The sequence below is a fragment of the Bradyrhizobium sp. GW821-FHT13H05 genome, assembly GCF_058804065.1.
In genome coordinates this window covers 463,656-480,318 of sequence record NZ_JBXAPO010000002.1, presented here as the reverse complement: position 1 = coordinate 480,318, position 16,663 = coordinate 463,656, and the positions used below count along the sequence as shown (strand labels likewise).

Annotated in this window: 12 protein-coding genes and 1 pseudogene; 9 read left to right on the top strand and 4 right to left on the bottom strand. The window is 64.0% G+C overall.

The window, feature by feature from the left end:
* Positions 1-140 precede the first annotated feature (140 nt).
* On the top strand, positions 141-1,757 hold the full coding sequence (locus AC1RR3_RS06640; RefSeq protein WP_492820594.1) for a B12-binding domain-containing radical SAM protein: 1,617 nt from the start codon (positions 141-143) through the stop codon (positions 1,755-1,757).
* A 4-nt stretch (positions 1,758-1,761) separates the two neighbouring features.
* On the opposite strand, the gene AC1RR3_RS06635 is transcribed toward AC1RR3_RS06640, so the two are convergent.
* Positions 1,762-3,150 carry an MFS transporter gene (locus AC1RR3_RS06635; protein WP_492820592.1) on the bottom strand — a complete coding sequence of 463 codons (1,389 nt, stop codon included), beginning with the start codon at positions 3,148-3,150 and terminating at the stop codon, positions 1,762-1,764.
* Between the two features lie 173 nt (positions 3,151-3,323).
* Here AC1RR3_RS06635 and AC1RR3_RS06630 point away from each other — a divergent pair, with 173 nt between their 5' ends.
* On the top strand, positions 3,324-4,385 hold the full coding sequence (locus tag AC1RR3_RS06630; protein WP_492820590.1) for an isocitrate/isopropylmalate dehydrogenase family protein: 1,062 nt from the start codon (positions 3,324-3,326) through the stop codon (positions 4,383-4,385).
* Between the two features lie 234 nt (positions 4,386-4,619).
* Here AC1RR3_RS06630 and AC1RR3_RS06625 read toward each other — a convergent pair whose 3' ends face one another.
* Positions 4,620-5,714, bottom strand: coding sequence for an amidohydrolase family protein (locus tag AC1RR3_RS06625; protein WP_492820588.1), 1,095 nt, complete (start codon positions 5,712-5,714; stop codon positions 4,620-4,622).
* Positions 5,715-5,995: 281 nt separating this feature from the next.
* Between AC1RR3_RS06625 and AC1RR3_RS06620 the strand changes: the two genes are divergently transcribed.
* Complete coding sequence (locus AC1RR3_RS06620) at positions 5,996-6,349, top strand: UBP-type zinc finger domain-containing protein (RefSeq protein ID WP_492820586.1); 354 nt, start codon at positions 5,996-5,998, stop codon at positions 6,347-6,349.
* Positions 6,350-6,761: 412 nt separating this feature from the next.
* Here the strand turns inward: AC1RR3_RS06620 and AC1RR3_RS06615 are convergent, their stop codons facing one another.
* Positions 6,762-7,505: an SDR family NAD(P)-dependent oxidoreductase gene (locus AC1RR3_RS06615; protein ID WP_492821421.1), complete on the bottom strand. Its 744-nt coding sequence runs from the start codon at positions 7,503-7,505 to the stop codon at positions 6,762-6,764.
* A 156-nt stretch (positions 7,506-7,661) separates the two neighbouring features.
* Between AC1RR3_RS06615 and AC1RR3_RS06610 the strand changes: the two genes are divergently transcribed.
* The 6 genes and pseudogenes from AC1RR3_RS06610 to AC1RR3_RS06585 all read left to right on the top strand — a co-directional run bounded on the left by AC1RR3_RS06610 (position 7,662) and on the right by AC1RR3_RS06585 (position 15,156).
* Complete coding sequence (locus tag AC1RR3_RS06610) at positions 7,662-8,432, top strand: methyltransferase domain-containing protein (protein WP_492820584.1); 771 nt, start codon at positions 7,662-7,664, stop codon at positions 8,430-8,432.
* A gap of 199 nt (positions 8,433-8,631) precedes the next feature.
* Complete coding sequence (locus AC1RR3_RS06605) at positions 8,632-9,633, top strand: DctP family TRAP transporter solute-binding subunit (RefSeq protein ID WP_492820582.1); 1,002 nt, start codon at positions 8,632-8,634, stop codon at positions 9,631-9,633.
* Between the two features lie 235 nt (positions 9,634-9,868).
* Positions 9,869-10,234: pseudogene (locus AC1RR3_RS06600) on the top strand (TRAP transporter small permease); the annotation flags it as partial.
* A gap of 243 nt (positions 10,235-10,477) precedes the next feature.
* The gene (locus AC1RR3_RS06595) at positions 10,478-11,761 is read left to right on the top strand and encodes a TRAP transporter large permease (protein ID WP_492821419.1); all 1,284 of its coding nucleotides are present in this window, start codon (positions 10,478-10,480) and stop codon (positions 11,759-11,761) included.
* 233 nt (positions 11,762-11,994) lie between these two features.
* Positions 11,995-13,152, top strand: coding sequence for a diguanylate cyclase domain-containing protein (locus AC1RR3_RS06590; RefSeq protein WP_492820580.1), 1,158 nt, complete (start codon positions 11,995-11,997; stop codon positions 13,150-13,152).
* Between the two features lie 69 nt (positions 13,153-13,221).
* Entirely contained in the window at positions 13,222-15,156 is a 1,935-nt protein-coding gene (locus AC1RR3_RS06585) for an alkyl/aryl-sulfatase (RefSeq protein WP_492820578.1), read from the top strand.
* Positions 15,157-15,333: 177 nt separating this feature from the next.
* Here AC1RR3_RS06585 and AC1RR3_RS06580 read toward each other — a convergent pair whose 3' ends face one another.
* On the bottom strand, positions 15,334-16,404 hold the full coding sequence (locus AC1RR3_RS06580; RefSeq protein ID WP_492820576.1) for a glycosyltransferase family 4 protein: 1,071 nt from the start codon (positions 16,402-16,404) through the stop codon (positions 15,334-15,336).
* Between the last annotated feature and the right edge of the window lie 259 nt (positions 16,405-16,663).

Here is a 16,663-nt window from a genome sequence, read left to right as displayed (position 1 = left end):
TCCGCGGCCTGCGGCGACGTTCGTTCATAAATGCCGGTTCCAGCCGGTCACCATTGCGCTGCGGCGACAGTTTGTCCCTTTTGCCGGGGTGCAAGACGGCTGCGCTTTGCCTACACTGCGCCCGAAGCAAAAGGAGTTCCATGAACGTGGCAAGCCCCTGCAACGTGCTGATGCTCTATCCGCTGTTTACGGCGGAGTCGTTCTGGAGCTTTGGCGAGTCCTGCAAGCTAATGGGTGTCCGGCGCCCGGCTGCGCCGCTCGGGCTGATCACCGTCGCCGCGATGCTGCCGAAGGACTGGACGGTCCGGCTGATCGATTGCAACACGCAAGCTTTCGGTGACGACGATCTGGCCTGGGCCGACGTCGTCTTCACCGGCGGCATGCTGCCGCAGCAGGCTGACACGTTGCGCCTGATCGAGCTATGCCGCGCGGTGGGCAAGCCGGTGGTGGTCGGCGGTCCCGATCCCACCTCCAGTCCCCACATCTACGAGAAGGCCGACTTCCAGGTGCTCGGTGAGGCCGAGAGTATCCTCGACGAATTCATCGCGGCCTGGGAGGGCGGGGCACGATCCGGCGTCTTCATCGCGCCGAAATTCCAGGCCGACGTCACCAGGACGCCGGTGCCGCGTTTCGACCTGCTCAAGTTCGAGGACTACCTTTATCTCGGTGTGCAGTATTCGCGCGGCTGCCCATTCACCTGCGAGTTCTGCGACATCATCGAACTCTACGGACGCGTGCCGCGCACCAAGACGAATGAGCAGATGCTGGTCGAACTCGACAGGCTCTACCAGATGGGTTACCGCGGCCACCTCGACTTCGTCGACGACAATTTCATCGGCAACAAGAAGTCGCTCCGCCTGTTCCTGCCGCAGCTCGCCGAATGGCAGCGCGCGCACGGCTACCCCTTCGAATTGTCGACCGAGGCCTCGGTCAACCTGGCAGACGATCCGGAGCTGCTGGACATGATGGGCGCGGCCAATTTTTTCGCTGTCTTCGTCGGCATCGAAAGTCCGGATCCCGCAACGCTGGTCGCGATGCGGAAGAAGCAGAACACGCGGCGCAACATCGCCGAGAGCATCCACAAGATCTATGCCGCCGGCATGCTCGTCACCGCGGGCTTCATCGTCGGCTTCGACAACGAGAAGGTCTCGATGGCGGAGGCGATGGTCGACTTCATCGAGGAGGCCGCGATCCCCGTCGCCATGGTCGGCCTGCTCTATGCGTTGCCGAACACGCAGCTGACGCGGCGCCTCGCCAAGGAAGGCCGGCTGCACGCGGACCACGATCTGGCGTCGACCACGGGCGGCGATCAGTGCACCGGCGGAATCAATTTCGATCCGGTCCGCCCGCTGCGCGATATCCTGACGGACTACAAGACGGTGCTCGAGCGCGTCTACAGCCCGGCAGCCTATGCGGGCCGTGTCGACAAGTTGATGACGCTGCTCGACCGTTCCAGGCAGCGACATGAGCTGGCCGAGGGCGACATCCGCGCCAAGGTCGGCGCGATGGAGACCGTGCACCGCGTGGTCACCGCCATTCCGAACGGGCGTCCGCTCTGGCAGACCTTCATGAACTGCGCCAAGCGCGACACGTCATCGGCGCGCATTGCCGTGCAGATGATCGCCGCCTATGCGCATCTCGGACCGTTCTCGCGCAAGGTCATCGACGCCATCGACGTGCGCCTCGCGGCGCTCGACGACGAGATCGTCATCCCGGCGGCGACGATCGACACGACAGCAGCTCGGCACTTGGCCTGAGAGCTTACTTCACCGCCAGCCGCAAGAAGCTCATCACGCTGCCGAGCGCGGCAAAGCCGGCGCCAAGCGCCAGTGCTACGGTCGCACCCTCGTGACCGGCCAGCGCGAAGCAGGCCGCCGCGAGTGCTGCGCCCGTCGTCTGTCCCGTCAAGCGCGCGGTCGCGACGATGCCGGAGGCGCTGCCGCTGCGGTGGGGCGGTGCACTCGACATCACCGCTTTCATGTTCGGCGCCTGGAAGAAGCCGAACCCCATGCCGCAGATCACCATCCGCCAGATGATGTCGGGGATGGCCGGATTGGCCGGCAGCATCGCCAGCAGCGCCATGCCGAGGCCGAGCAGCACCAGCCCGATGCCGCCGAGCAGGCCCACGGCGTAGCGGTCGGAGAGACGCCCCGCGATCGGCGCCATGATGCCGACGACCAGCGGCCACGGCGTCATGAAGAAGCCGGTCTCGACCTGCGAACGTCCCAGCACGTCCTCGAAATAGAACGGCAGCGAGACGAAGGCGAGGCCCTGGACTGCAAACGAGCACAGCGCCGTCGCCGCGGACAGCGCGAACATCGGCCGGCTGAACAAATCGATCGGCAGCATCGGTGCGGGATGGTCGGCATGGCGGCGCGTCAGGATGAAGCCGAGCACCAGGGCCGTGACCAGCTCGACGCCCACGACGGCCGGCGACAGGTTATGCGCGGCGCTGCCGATGCCCGTGATGAACAGGCCGAGGCAGGCCGACGCCAGGGCCGCGCCGACAAAGTCAAAGCCGTGGTCGGCCCGCGGCGTTTTCGGCAGCATCGCAAAGCCGATGCCGATCGCGATGAGGCCGAACGGGATGTTGACGGCGAACAGCCACGGCCACGGGCCGAGCGCGAGGATGGCGGAGGCGATCGACGGCCCGAAGGTGAAGGCGGTCGCGACCACAAGCGCGTTGTGACCAAAACCGCGGCCGAGCATCCGGCCGGGATAGACGAAGCGCACCAGCGCCGTGTTGACGCTCATGATGCCGCTGGCGCCGAGGCCCTGCAGCGTGCGCGCGACCAGCAGACTGTCGAGCGACCACGCCACCGCGCAGAACAGCGAGGCGATGGTGAACAGGATCAGGCCGCCGAGATAGATGCGCTGATGCCCGACAATTTCACCAAGAGCTCCGAGCGGCAGCAGCGTCGCCACCAGCGCGATCTGGTAGACGTTGACGACCCAGACCGACTGCTCCGGCGAGACATGCAGGTCGGCGGCAATGGCAGGCAGCGCGATATTGGCGATCGCGGTGTCGAGCGAGGCCATCGCCAGTGCGGTGAAGATGGCAGCGATCGCCCAGCGCCGCTGCGTGGCCGGAAGGCCGTCGGCAACGGGATGGTCGGGCTCGCGCGCGGCGGCAGGTAACGTGATTGTCATTGCGTTAGCGCGTTGCTCCGGCGGCGTGGCCATAGGGGGACTTTCGGCATGTACTACGGCCAAGCCTGCTTCCACAGGCATATGCTTGCATGCTGTGTATGCGTGAAGGTGAGGCGATGATTCCAGGCTCTGGCGTATGATCGCGCCAGCGGCTGCAATATCAGGGGATCACCATGCAACTCGTCGTTCTGCCCGGTGACGGCATCGGACCGGAGATCACGGCTGCGACATCGGGCGTGCTGCGCGCGGCCTCCGAGCGCTTCCAGCTCAATCTGCGCCTGGAGGAGCACGCTGTCGGACATGCCAGCTTGAAACAGTTCGGCACGACGGTGCGCCCCGAGCTGCTCGACATCGTCCGCGCCGCCGATGGCCTGATCCTGGGCCCGACCGCGACCTTCGACTTCAAGGACGAGGCGCATGGCGAGATCAATCCGTCCAGGCATTTTCGCAAGAGCCTCGACCTCTATGCCAATGTCCGGCCCGCGCGCACCTATGCGGGGCGGCCCGGCCGGCTTGGCGAATTCGACCTCGTCGTGGTGCGCGAGAACACCGAGGGGTTTTACGCCGACCGCAACATGGAGCAGGGCAATGGCGAGATGCTGGTCACGCCAGATGTCGTGATCTCGCTGCGCCGGATCACGCGGCTGTGCTGCGAGCGCATCGCGCACGCCGCCTGCCGTCTGGCGATGAAGCGGCGCAAGCATCTCACCATCGTGCACAAGGCCAATGTGCTCAAGATCGGTGACGGCATGTTCCTCGACATCTGCCGCGCGGCGGCGAAGGGCTATGCCGGCCTCGACGTCGACGACATCCTGGTCGATGCGATGATGGCGCATGTGGTGCGCAACCCCGACCGCTTCGACGTCATCGTCGCCACCAACATGTTTGGCGACATCCTGTCCGATCTCACCGCGGAGCTGTCAGGCAGCCTCGGCCTCGGCGGCTCGCTCAATGTCGGCGATCGCTATGCGATGGCGCAGGCCGCGCATGGCTCGGCGCCTGACATCGCAGGGCAGGACGTCGCCAATCCGGTCTCGCTGATCCTGTCGACCGCGCTGCTGCTCGGCTGGCACGGCGAGAAGAGCGGCGCGGTGCGTTACGAGGAGGCCGCGCGTGCGATCGAAGCGGCGGTGGCGAAAGCGCTTGGCGAGGGCAGGGCGACGCGCGACGTCGGCGGCAGGCTCGGCACGATCGCGGCGGGGGCCGCGATCGCGGAGATCTTGCAGGCGGAGTGAGGGGCCTCTCGCAAATTTTTTGGGGGCCCAGACCCAAAACGTCGAAAACAACCCCATGCACAGTAGAAGGCCCATTGATCGATAAGGGGTTTTCGGATCGCGTTGCGGCGGCATTCGCAGACGCCGTAAAGTTGACCCGTCGGGCAAAACACTGGCATGATGTCATCGTGGCCGCGACCGTGAGCAAGGCCCGCGCGCAGGCGCAAGCCGTGCCACGCTTTTCACGATGATGCTCTAAGCCTGTAGCCGGGGCACGAGACGTATCGCATTCTGATGGCCGATCGCATCGAGATCCCCCGTCGAGAGGCCGAGCTTCTGCAACTGCGCGAACTGGCCGAGGCCGAAATACGGATAGTCGCTGCCATAGGTGATCTGGGAGGCCGGGACGAGCTTGAGCAGCGCGGCCATGGACGGCGCGAACGTCGCATTCGCGGTGTCGTAGTGCAGCCGGGCCAGCTCGCCTTCGATCCCCTCCGGCGCAAACTCCTTGAGGTCGGGCCGCGCCCCGTAGAACGAGTTGATGCGCCCGGCCATCATCGGGATCGTGCCGCCGGCGTGCGAGAACAGCCATTTGATGTCGCGGTGGTGGGCAAATGAGCCGCTGAGCAGGAGGCTCGTCACGGTGCGCGTGGTGTCGTGCGGGACTTCGATCACCGCCGGAAACGTGCCGACGCTGAGTGCACTACAGCAACTCGCGACCAGTGGATGGACATAAACGACCGCCTTGCGACGGTTCAGCTCCTCCAGCACCGGCTTGTAGGCGGTGTTGCCGAGCCATTTGTCGCCGTAACTGCTTTGCAACCCGATGCCGTCGGCCTTCAGCGTGTCGAAGGCATATTCGATCTCCTTGAGCGTGGCATCGATGTCCAGCATCGACAAGGTCGCGAACAGGCCGAAGCGGCCCGGATGATCGCGCATCATCTCCGCCGCATACTCGTTGCAGGCGCGCGCGAGCCGGCCGGCTTCCGCCGGTCCAAGGTCGAACCACACGCCCGGCGTGGAAGCGACCGACAGGATGCCCGTGCGTATGCCATTGCGGTCCATGTCCTCGACGAGCTTTTCGCGGGTCCAGGCCACCTGACCGGGAAAGTGCGGCAGCTTGCGTGCGTCTTCGTAGCCGAGCCAGAGCTTTTGATATTCGGGCGGATAGAAATGAAGGTGGGTATCGATCAGCGCCGGCTTGGTCTGTCCGTGCACCGCAACGGTCGGGATGGCCGAGGCCAACCCAAGCGCGCCTGCTCCAGCGAGAAAGCCGCGGCGCGACGACAGCGAGCCGCAACAGTTCGGGCAGGGCTGATGCCCTCGCGATGTCCGATCCCACATGCTCATGTTCGCGTCTCCCGTGACGAATTTGCGGTGACAGGGCCGGTGGTGCTTCTGCCGTGATCGTTGGGGATTTGAATGTGCCGATTTTTCGTCGCGAAGCGATGTCTGTCGTCTCGCGATCGCCAGCAATTTTATGTGAGCGCGGCCCTGATTGTCCCGCGAGAGGTTACGTGATGTCGCAACATTGACCCGTCAGGCAAAACGCTGGCAAAATGCGATCGTGGGTGGAGATCGCGGCGTCGATGCGTCGATGGTGTCCTCAAGTCGTTCCAGTGAGCTGACCTATGACGTCTGAGAGGGATGGCATCAACCTCGCCGCCAAGCCAAGCGGAACGGGCTGCGTGGAATGCGCGGCGGCGGGCGGGTGGTGGTTTCATCTTCGCAGATGTGTCGAATGCGGTCACATCGGTTGCTGCGACACGTCGCCCAATCAGCACGCATCGAAGCACAACGCGGCGACAGGTCACCCTGTCATCACGAGCTTCGAGCCGGGCGAACGATGGTTCTACGACTATCGCACCGGAGAGGCTTTCGTCGGCCCGAAACTTCCAGGCCCGCACGCGCATCCGCTGGATCAGCCGGTGCCCGGACCGGACGGGGCGGTGCCTCCGGACTGGCAATCGCGGCTCCACGAATAGGCGGTAAGCCGCAGCGGTAGACCACTTGCGAAACCGATCACGTTTCACGTCGGATGCTGTCGATGGGTTTCGCTGCGCTCTTCCTATCCTACGGGCTGCATCTTCGCCTCTTCTCGTTAGCGGCAAGAGTATCGCAGATGCACTCCGTCATTGCGAGCGCAGCGAAGCAATCCAGACTGTCTCCGCGGAAAGACTCTGGATTGCTTCGCTGCGCTCGCTATGACGATGCGGATGCCGCGAGGCTTGTATGTAGAGTGGGCAAAGCGAAGCGTGCCCACCATTCGCAGCGAGGATAAAATGGTGGGCACGGCGTGCAAAGAGCACGCCTTTGCCCACCCCACGGCACTGTCGATGGGGTTCGCTTCGCTCGACCCATCCTGCGGACGACGGATCGGCTCCAGCAGTCCCCGCCCTAAAACTGATACCTCCGCAGCCCCCCATCCACCGGGATCACCGTGCCCGTGATGTATCGCGCCACCGGCGAGGCCAGAAACACCGCGAGAGCCGCCAGATCTTCCGGCTCGCCCCAATAGCCGACCGGGATCTCTTCTTCCGCAAAGCGCTCGCGATAATCCGGCGGATAGTTGCGGCGGATCTGTTCGCTCATGATGCGGCCGGGCGGGATGCAGTTGATGGTGATGCCGTGCTCGCCGATCTCGCGCGACAGGCCTTTGGCCCAGGCGTGCACGGCGGCCTTGGCGGCGAAGGCGGCGTTGAGGCCTTCGGGCTCGGACTTGCCGGTGATGTTGACGATGCGGCCCCATTTGCGTTCGATCATCTGCGGCAGCAGCGCATGCGCGATGCGGCGGTAGCTGGTGAAGTTCAGCGCGATCGCTTCGTCCCATTTGCTGTCGGGCGCATCGACGGGAAGGGGACGGCTGCCGCCGGCATTGTTGATGAGGATGTCGACATGGCCGAGCTCCTTCAGCGCGAAGGCGGCGATTGTTTCCGCCGCGTCCTTGGCCATCACGTCCTGCTCCAGCGGTGTGATCAATCCGCCACCGACTTCCTTCACCAGCTCGGCGAGCAGGTCGGCGCGGCGCGCCACGCCGACGACGCGCACGCCTTCGGCAGCCAGGCCCTTGGCGATGGCGCGGCCGATGCCGATGCTCGCGCCCGTGACGACAGCGGTTTTGGATTTGAGCCCGAGGTCCATGGTCACACGCTCTCTTGTTTGCTTTTGCTTGTTGCGGTTCGTTTGGTGTTCGTTTCCTGCCCGTCCCGCCGGCTTTCTCGAATTGCCTGAGCGGGACGAGCAGTGGTAACCAAGAGCCACGTTGAAGGAAACACGAAAAAGAGAAGGCGTCGCGCGATGGTCTGGGATCCGCAGCAATATCTGAAGTTCTCCGGCCACCGGCTCCGACCGGCCGTCGACCTCTTGATGCGCATTCCGGATTTCGCCCCGCGCGAGATCGCCGATCTCGGGGCAGGGGCCGGCAACGTGACCAAGCTGATCAAGGAGCGCTGGCCGACCGCGACCGTGACCGGCGTCGAGGGTTCGGCCGAGATGGTCGCCGCGGGCCGCAAGGCCGCGCCGGAGGTGGAATGGTCCCATGAGGACCTCGGCCAGTGGCGTCCTGCCAAGCCCTATGATTTGATCTATTCCAATGCCGCACTGCACTGGCTGCCCAATCATGCGGCACTCTTCCCGTCGGTGATGGAGAAGGTCGTGCCTGGCGGCATGCTCGCGGTGCAGATGCCACGCAACTTCCTGGCGCCCTCGCATGTCCTGATCGGCGAGACCGCGCTGAATGGACCCTGGCGGTCCAAGGTCGAGCATCTCGTCACCCCACCGCCGGTGGAGGGGCCGGCCTTCTATCACGATCTCCTTTTGCCCTTGTCCCAGAACATCGACATCTGGGAGACCGAATACCTCCAGGTGCTCGAGGGCGAGAACCCCGTGAAGGAATGGACCAAGGGGACCTGGCTGACGCGCTATCTCGACATCCTCGAGGGCGAGGAGAAGGCGGCCTTCGAAGCGGCCTATGGGATGCGAGTTGCGAAGGCCTATCCGAAGAATGCGGCGGGGCAGACGCTGTTCCCGTTCCGGCGGCTGTTCATGGTCGCCCAGCGCAAGGGCTGATGCGACTATCGCAATGCGACATAAGCGCTCGCTTCCGGGAGGAGAGCGGGTGCCGGGTTGCGCCCCCAACAGCCGTCAAGATAGCTTGGCTGCGGCAAATTGGGCTTAGGTCTAGTTGTTCGGGTGGCGGATTGCTGCCACTACTGACGGCGTAAAACAAAAAAGACCCGGTTTTCAGGGGTTATTGGGGAGGTCCTTCATGCGCAAACTGCTTCTCGCGGTCGCTGCGGCCGCATTCGCTCTCGCTCCTGCCGTCGCCCAAGCTCAGAATCCGATCGTCATCAAATTCAGCCACGTCGTCGCCAACGACACGCCGAAAGGCAAGGGCGCGCTGAAGTTCAAGGAACTTGCCGAGAAGTACACCGACGGCAAGGTCAGGATCGAGATCTATCCGAACTCCTCGCTCTACAAGGACAAGGAGGAGATCGAGGCGCTCCAGCTCGGCTCGGTGCAGATGCTGGCGCCCTCGACCGCGAAATTCGCGCCGCTCGGCATCAAGGAATTCGAGGCGCTCGATTTGCCCTGGCTGTTCAAGGACGACGCGACCTATTCCAGCGCGATGAAGGGCACCATCGGAAAATGGCTGTTCCAGAAGCTGGAGTCCAAGGGCATCACCGGGCTCGCTTACTGGGACAATGGCTTCCACATGGTGTCGTCGAACCGCGCGTTGATGAAGCCGGAGGATTTCAAGGGCCTGAAATTCCGCATCTCCGGATCCAAGATCGCGGACCAGTATTTCCGCCTGATGGGCTCGATCCCGCAGATCATGGCGTTCTCGGAGGTCTACCAGGCGCTGCAGACCGGCGTGGTCGACGGCTGCGAGAACACCGCATCGAACTATCTGACGCAGAAATTCTACGAGGTGCAGAAGGACATTACCGTGTCCTATCACGCGCATCTGCAATATGCCGTCATCGTCAACTCGAAATTCTGGTCCGGCCTGCCGCCCGACATCCGCGCCCAGCTCGAGAAGGCGATGAACGAGGCGACCGACTACACCAACCTGATCGCGCACCAGGAGAACGAGGACGCGCTGGCCGAGATCAAGAAGGCAGGCAAGACCACGCTGCATTATCTGACTGACGCCGACCGCAAGGCATGGCAGGAAGCGATGCGGCCGACTTACACTTGGGCCAAGGGGCGGGTCGGGCAGGAAGTGCTCGATCTCGTCGCCAAGGAACTCGACGTCAAGATGAACTGACGCGTTGTCAGGAGAATAATACGAACGGTCGGGAGTGTGCGCACTCCCGACCGTTTCGCATCGATAGGGGGGCTTTGACTTGCTTCGCGTGCTCAATCAGGCGCTCAACCATCTCGAAGAATGGTTGATCGCGACGCTCATTGCGGCTGCAACCGGCCTGATCTTCATTGCCGTTTTGCATCGCTATGGGGCCGGCGAGTCGATCGTCCTGTCGCGATGGGCGGCCGCACACGGGATGAGCTGGCTCGCGACGCTGTCGATGGCGGTGTTCACCTTCCTGTCCGAGCTCGACCTGTCCTGGGCACAGGAACTCTGCATCTACATGTTCATCTGGATGGCGAAGTTCGGCGCGGCCTATGGCGTGCGCACCGGCATCCATGTCGGCGTCGACCTGCTCGTCAACCGCCTGCCCGAACATTCCCGCAAGCATGTGATTCTGTTCGCGCTGCTGTGCGGCGCGTTGTTCACCGGCATGATCGCCGCGTTCGGCGCCTCCTTTGTCGCCGAGATGTTCAAGACCGGCCAGCAGTCCAACGATCTGGAAGCGCCGATGTGGTTCGTCTATCTGGCGATCCCGCTCGGCTCGGGCCTGATGTGCTTCCGCTTCCTCCAGGTCTCCTGGTTCTACTACTGGACCGGCGAGCTGCCGCATCACGACGAAACCCGTGTCGAGGGCGTGGAGGCCGACGTCTCGCCGGCGCTGCACCCGCAGCCCGCCGGCGCCGCGACCAAGGCTGCGGCGCGAAAAGTGTCGCCGCTGGGCGTGATCCTGATCATGGCGCCGGTCCTGATCTTCACCATGTGTCTCGCCGAGAAATTCGGCGTGCTGATGCTGCCGCACTGGATGCGGGCTGCGACCGTGTTTGCGCTGCTGATCGCGCTGATGCTGACCGGCATCCCGGTCTCGATCGCGCTCGGCCTCACCGTGATGACGTTCCTGTTCACGCTGACCACGGTGCCGATCGAGGCGGTCTCGATGAAGCTCTTCACGGGCATCGAGGGCTTCGAGATCATGGCGATCCCGTTCTTCATCCTCGCCGGCAATTTCCTCACCCATGGCGGCGTCGCGCGTCGCATGATCAACTTCGCGACCTCGCTGATCGGCCACTGGCATGGCGGTCTCGGTCTTGCCGGCATCGTCGCCTGCGCGATGTTCGCGCTGGTCTGCGGCTCGAGCGTTGCGACCGTTGCCGCGATCGGCGCCATCGTGCTGCCGGAGATGGTCCGCCACGGCTATCCCATGCATTTCGGCGCCGGCATCATCACGGTCGCCGGCTCGCTCGGCATCCTGATGCTGCCGTCGATCCCGAAGATCGTCTACGCGGTCTCCACCAACACCTCGATCGGGGCGCTGTTCGTCGCGGGCCTCTTGCCCGGCATGCTGCTGACGACGATGCTCTGCATCGTCACCTGGTGGCTCGCCCGCAAGCGCGACTATCCGCGGATGCAGAAGGCGAGCTGGGGTGAAACGCTCCACGCCTTCCGCGAGAGCATCTGGGGATTGATGCTGGTCGTCATCATCATCGGCGGCATCTATAGCGGCCTGTTCACCGCGACCGAGGCGGCGGCGATGGCCGCGGTCTACTCCTTTGTCATAGCGGTGTTCGTCTACAAGGCGATCAAGATGGTGGACGTGCCGCGGGTGCTGCTCCGTGCCGCCAACACCAGCGCGATGCTGCTCTACATCGTCACCAACGCGGTGCTGTTCTCCTTCGTGCTCTCCAACGAGAACCTGCCGTCGGCGCTCGCGGACTGGATCGCGGCGCAGAACCTCGGTTGGGTCGGCTTCCTGTTCGTGGTCAATATCCTCTTGCTGCTCGCCGGCAATTTCATGGAGCCGAACTCGATCATCCTGATCATGGCCCCGATCCTGGCGCCCGCGGCCAAGAAGCTCGGCATCGACCTCGTCCATTTCGGCATCGTGATGGACGTCAACATGGAGGTCGGCCTCTGCCATCCGCCTGTCGGATTGAATCTCTACGTCGCCTCGATGATCGCGCGCATGCGAATAACCGAGCTCGCGGTCGCGGTGCTGCCGTGGCTGATCACCATGCTCGGCTTCCTCGTCATCGTGACCTACTGGCCCGATCTGACGCTGTGGCTGCCGCGGGTGCTGGGGATGCATTAGCGTCCGCGCAGACGGTGCGTAGCCCGGATGGAGCGCAAGCGTAATCCGGGTCTTCGCGCGAGGAGAGACCGCCCCGGATTGCGCTTCGCTCCATCCGGGCTACGGACGTCCACCGGATTGTCGGGCCACATATGGCTAACGCGCGGTAAACCCGCGCGCTCAAATGCCATCACGTTGCGATGCACGCATTTTTACGGATGTGCGGTAGGACCATGCCAGCGGATGGGGCTGGCATGTTGTTCAACAGAATGGAAACCGGACGGGCGTCGATTTCCGACGCTGTCTACATGGAAGTCATCACGGGCCTTCACGGCACGACGATGCCGACCGTTCTCGCGGCCGCCTGCCAGGTGATGGTCGGCGCGATCACGACTTACGAGACCGGCGACATGGTGACGGCAGTCCTGACCGTCGCCGGTGTCGTGGTGGCTATCGTCCGCCTGTTCGAAATTCTTGCATTTCGTCGTCGCCTCGCGCGTCCCCCGCAACTCGGTCGGGCCGAAGCCGTGCTCTGGGAGCGGCGTTATGTTGCCGGCACCGTTGCGACGGCCCTCGTGCTTGGTGTATTTGCCGCGCGCAGCATCGTGCTGGGTGATGCGCTCTGCTCCGTGATGGCGATCGGTATCGGATTCGGCTTTGGCGCCGGCGTGGTGGCGCGGCTGGCGTTGCGCCCCGTCGCGGCGCTGCTCGATCTCGTCGCCATCGCCGCGCCCGCTGCAATCGTCACTTTCATGCAGCCTGATCTGCGTCATGTCGGGCTCGGGCTCCTCATCCTGATGTACGTGGCCGCGAGCTTCGAGATGGTGCGGCTGAGCTTCAACGCCTCGATCAACCAGATCACGCTGAAGCGGCAGTTCGAGCAGCTTGCGCGCTTGGACCCGATGACCGGCGTGTCCAATCGTGCGGTGCTGGCGACGGATTTGCCCGCGATGCTCGCAGCCGGGACGCTCGCCGTCCACACGCTCGATCTCGACCGTTTCAAGGAAGCCAACGACCGGTTCGGCCATCCCGTCGGCGACGCGCTGCTCAAGCAGGTCGCCGGGCGGCTCAGGGCGATCGCCGCGGCCGAGGACCTCGTGGTCCGGATGGGCGGCGACGAGTTCGTCCTGGTCCAGCGCGCGGCGATCGACGCGGAAGTGATAGCGCAGTGCATCGTGCAGTCGATCAGCGCGCCCTATGATATCGACGGACAAATGATCGAGCTTGGCGTCAGCGTCGGCGTCGCCGTCGCACCGGACGATGGCCGCACCGCGGAGGCGCTGTTGTCGCGCTCCGACAAGGCGCTGTACCGCGCCAAGCAGCATCGCGGCGGCTATGTGCTGGCCCGTGAATTGCGGATGGCGGACACGATCGCATCGGGCCAGATTGTTTCCGAAGGGCTGGCCGCTTAAGCAGCGGTTGGAACCGCACCCCAGATGCGGTTAGATGCCTCCCCAGAAGACGAGCCGGGGAGGAGCCTTATGAACAGCACCGAAGCAGCCGACGCGCCCAAGGACGCAACGCCATCCGTCATCGCGCAGCAGGACGCCATGCTGAATGCGCTGCCGTTTTCCGACACGCGGGATTTCGACGATGCCGCGCGCGGCTTTCTCGGCACGATCGACAACGCAGAGATCAGCAATCCGCAGGGGCGGACGGTCTGGAGCCTGAAGCCTTACGGTTTCCTCTCTGCCGAGCAGGCGCCGCCCACGGTCAATCCCAGCCTGTGGCGGCAGGCGCGGCTCAATATGCATCATGGCCTGTTCGAGGTGGTGCCCGGCGTCTACCAGGTGCGCGGGCTCGACATCGCCAACATGACGCTGATCGAGGGCGACAGTGGCGTCATTGTCGTGGACACCCTGACCTCGATCGAAGGCGCGCGCGCCGCGCTCGATCTTTACTTCAAGCACCGGGGGCTGCGGCCGGTCGCAGCCGTCATCTTCACCCATACGCACACCGATCATTGGGGCGGCGCGCGCGGCGTGCTGGAGGAAGACGCACTCGCCACCGGCCGGGTGCCGATCATCGCGCCGAACCTGTTCATGGAGCACGCCGTCTCCGAGAACATCATCGCGGGGCCCGCGATGCTGCGCCGGGCGCAATATCAATTCGGCCCGTTCCTTGCGAAGGGCGTGCGAGGGCAGGTCGACAACGGGCTCGGCAAGTCGATGGCGGCAGGCGGCGTTGCGCTGCTGCGGCCGACCGATCTGATCATGGCGACCGGCGACAGGCGCGTCATCGACGGCGTCGCATTCGAATTTCAGATGGCGCCGAACAGCGAGGCGCCGGCGGAGATGCATTTCTTCATCCCGCGCTACAGACTGTTGAACCTCGCCGAGAACTGCACCCACAATTTCCACAATCTGCTGCCGTTCCGCGGCGCCGATGTGCGCGACTCGCTGGCCTGGTCGAAGTACCTCAACGAGGCCTTGCAGCTCTGGGACGGCAAGGCGGAGGCGATGTGCGGCCAGCATCACTGGCCGGTGTGGGGACGCGAGCGGATCGGCACCATGATCCGGCAGCAGCGCGATCTCTACAAATTCGCGCATGACCAGACCATTCGCCTGATGAACCACGGTCTGACCGCCGCCGAGATCGCGGAGACCATTCAGCTGCCGAAGAGCCTGGAGGGCGCCTGGCACGGCCGCGGCTATTACGGCCATATCAGGCACAATGTGAAGGCGATCTACCAGAAATATCTGGGATGGTACGACGCCAATCCGGTCAATCTCGATCCGTTGCCGCCGGTCGAGTCGGGCAAGAAATATGTCGAGTATATGGGCGGCGCCGAGGCCATCCTCGCGCGGGCCGTTGCGGACTTCGACAAGGGCGAGTTTCGTTTCGTCGCGCAGGCGCTCGGCCATCTCGTCTTTGCCGAGCCTGACAATGCGGCGGCACGTCACCTGCTGGCGGATACGCTGGAGCAGCTCGGCTATGCCGCCGAGAGCTCGACCTGGCGCAACGCCTATCTGTTCGGCGCCCAGGAGCTGCGCCAGGGCATGCCGAAGACACCGCCGCGTCCGCCGATGCCGCGCGAGACGCTGGCGGCACTGCGCACTTCACAACTCTGGGACGTGCTCGGCATTCGTCTCAATGGACCGAAGGCGGAAGGCAAGCATATCGTGCTGAACTGGAGTTTTTCGGACACGGGCGAGACGTTCGTGCTCAATCTGGAGAACTGCGCGCTGACCTATACCGAGGGCGTGCAGGCGGAAGGCGCCGATGCCAGCTTCACGCTGGCACGCGCAACGCTCGACGAGGTGATCGCGAAGCTGACGAGTTTTCCGGAAGCCGTCGCCGCCGGCAAGGTCAAGCTGTCCGGCAACCCGATGAAGCTCGCCGAGCTGATGGGGCTGATGGACGAGTTTCCGCGGATGTTCGAGATTGTCGAGCCGAAACGGGCGATGGTGGTGTAGGGCACGCTGACAGCCCCGTCGTCATTGCGAGCGGGGCGCCACAAACTCGCTGTCATCGCCCGGCTTGACCGGGCGATCCAGTACGCCGTGCCAGCAGTGCGGAGCCGATGAGCTGCAGCGTACTGGATGCCCCGCTTTCGCGGGGCATGACAGTGTGACGTGAGGCGACAGCGGCCCTTACTCCGCGCTGCTCACCAGCTTGATCCGTGGCGCCTGCGCTTCCGTGAGGCTGCGATAGGCCGCGAGATAGTCGAGTGCCATCCGCCGCGCGGTGAAGCGTTGCTCGAACTGCTTGCGGATCGCGTCGCGGTTCAGCTGCGGCAGGCGTTTGACGACGCCGGCGGCGCTGATGACGTCCTCGACCACGAAGCCGGTCAGGCCCTCGTCGATGATCTCGGGCACCGAGCCGCGGTTGAAGGCGATCACCGGCGTGCCGCAGGCCATGGCTTCGATCATCACGAGGCCGAACGGCTCCGGCCAGTCGATCGGCAGCAGCAAGCCGAGTGCGCCGCTCAGGAAATCCGATTTCTCGTGGTCGCCGATCTCGCCGATGAAGTCCACCAGCGGATTGCCTGCGATCATCGGCTTGATCAGCTCGTCATAATAGTCCTGGTCGGCGCGATCGACCTTGGCGGCGATCTTCAGCGGGATGCCGCAATGCATCGCGATCTTGATGGCGCGATCGACGCCTTTCTCCGGCGCGATGCGGCCGAGCACGGCGAGATATTCCTGTTTCGCCGGTTTCGGCATCAGCAGATTCTCCGGCAGGCCGTGATGGATCGTCCTCACCCAGTTTGCCTGCGGCACCGGACGCCGCTGCGCATTCGAGATCGAGATCACGGGGACCTTGGAGAAGGTGTTGAACACAGGCTGATGCTCCGGCAGGTCGAGCCGGCCGTGCAGCGTGGTCAGGAACGGCGTCGGCTGCCGGTAGAACAGCGACCACGGATAATAGTCGAGATGGAAGTGGAGGAAGTCGAACTCCTCGTCGTCACATTTCTGCCGCACGCGCTCCAGCATCACCATATGCAGCGCATTGGGATCGCGTACGGAACCGTCGAGGCGAAGTGCCCGTGGCCAGGTTGCGTCCAGTTTTGCCGACGTTTGCGAATCGCCGCTGGCGAACAGCGTTACGTCGTGCCCAAGGGCAACCAACTCCTCCGTCAACCAGTGCACCACCCGCTCGGTGCCGCCATACAGCTTGGGTGGAACAGCCTCGGTCAACGGAGCTACCTGCGCGATGCGCATCTCACCTTCTCCTCTGTGCGAACATGGAAGTCAAAAACCCCCGCCGTGTCACGGCACCGGCATGCCAGTCGAGGGAACGTTCTCGCAATTGCGAAGTTCCTTCAATGAACGTTACTTCTTCGACACACATGTTCGGCTCTCGGGTTTGGTCGCGATGCTGCCATCACCTCAACTCAGATCGCCCGCATCCGCATGTCGTGATGACTTTGCCCGGGAACCGAGGCGAAGCGGTCGATGTTCAGTCGACAGCTAAGAAAAC

What these genes read in the sequence shown, in the direction of transcription:
- AC1RR3_RS06615 (WP_492821421.1), bottom strand. Translation starts at nt 7,505, where the DNA reads ATGGACCTCGGGCTCAAATCCAAAACCGCTGTCGTCACGGGCGCGAGC.
- AC1RR3_RS06580 (WP_492820576.1), bottom strand. Translation starts at nt 16,404, where the DNA reads ATGCGCATCGCGCAGGTAGCTCCGTTGACCGAGGCTGTTCCACCCAAG.
- AC1RR3_RS06640 (WP_492820594.1), top strand. Translation starts at nt 141, where the DNA reads ATGAACGTGGCAAGCCCCTGCAACGTGCTGATGCTCTATCCGCTGTTT.
- AC1RR3_RS06585 (WP_492820578.1), top strand. Translation starts at nt 13,222, where the DNA reads ATGAACAGCACCGAAGCAGCCGACGCGCCCAAGGACGCAACGCCATCC.
- AC1RR3_RS06635 (WP_492820592.1), bottom strand. Translation starts at nt 3,150, where the DNA reads ATGACAATCACGTTACCTGCCGCCGCGCGCGAGCCCGACCATCCCGTT.
- AC1RR3_RS06595 (WP_492821419.1), top strand. Translation starts at nt 10,478, where the DNA reads ATGCGGGCTGCGACCGTGTTTGCGCTGCTGATCGCGCTGATGCTGACC.
- AC1RR3_RS06625 (WP_492820588.1), bottom strand. Translation starts at nt 5,714, where the DNA reads ATGAGCATGTGGGATCGGACATCGCGAGGGCATCAGCCCTGCCCGAAC.
- AC1RR3_RS06605 (WP_492820582.1), top strand. Translation starts at nt 8,632, where the DNA reads ATGCGCAAACTGCTTCTCGCGGTCGCTGCGGCCGCATTCGCTCTCGCT.
- AC1RR3_RS06620 (WP_492820586.1), top strand. Translation starts at nt 5,996, where the DNA reads ATGACGTCTGAGAGGGATGGCATCAACCTCGCCGCCAAGCCAAGCGGA.
- AC1RR3_RS06590 (WP_492820580.1), top strand. Translation starts at nt 11,995, where the DNA reads ATGTTGTTCAACAGAATGGAAACCGGACGGGCGTCGATTTCCGACGCT.
- AC1RR3_RS06610 (WP_492820584.1), top strand. Translation starts at nt 7,662, where the DNA reads ATGGTCTGGGATCCGCAGCAATATCTGAAGTTCTCCGGCCACCGGCTC.
- AC1RR3_RS06630 (WP_492820590.1), top strand. Translation starts at nt 3,324, where the DNA reads ATGCAACTCGTCGTTCTGCCCGGTGACGGCATCGGACCGGAGATCACG.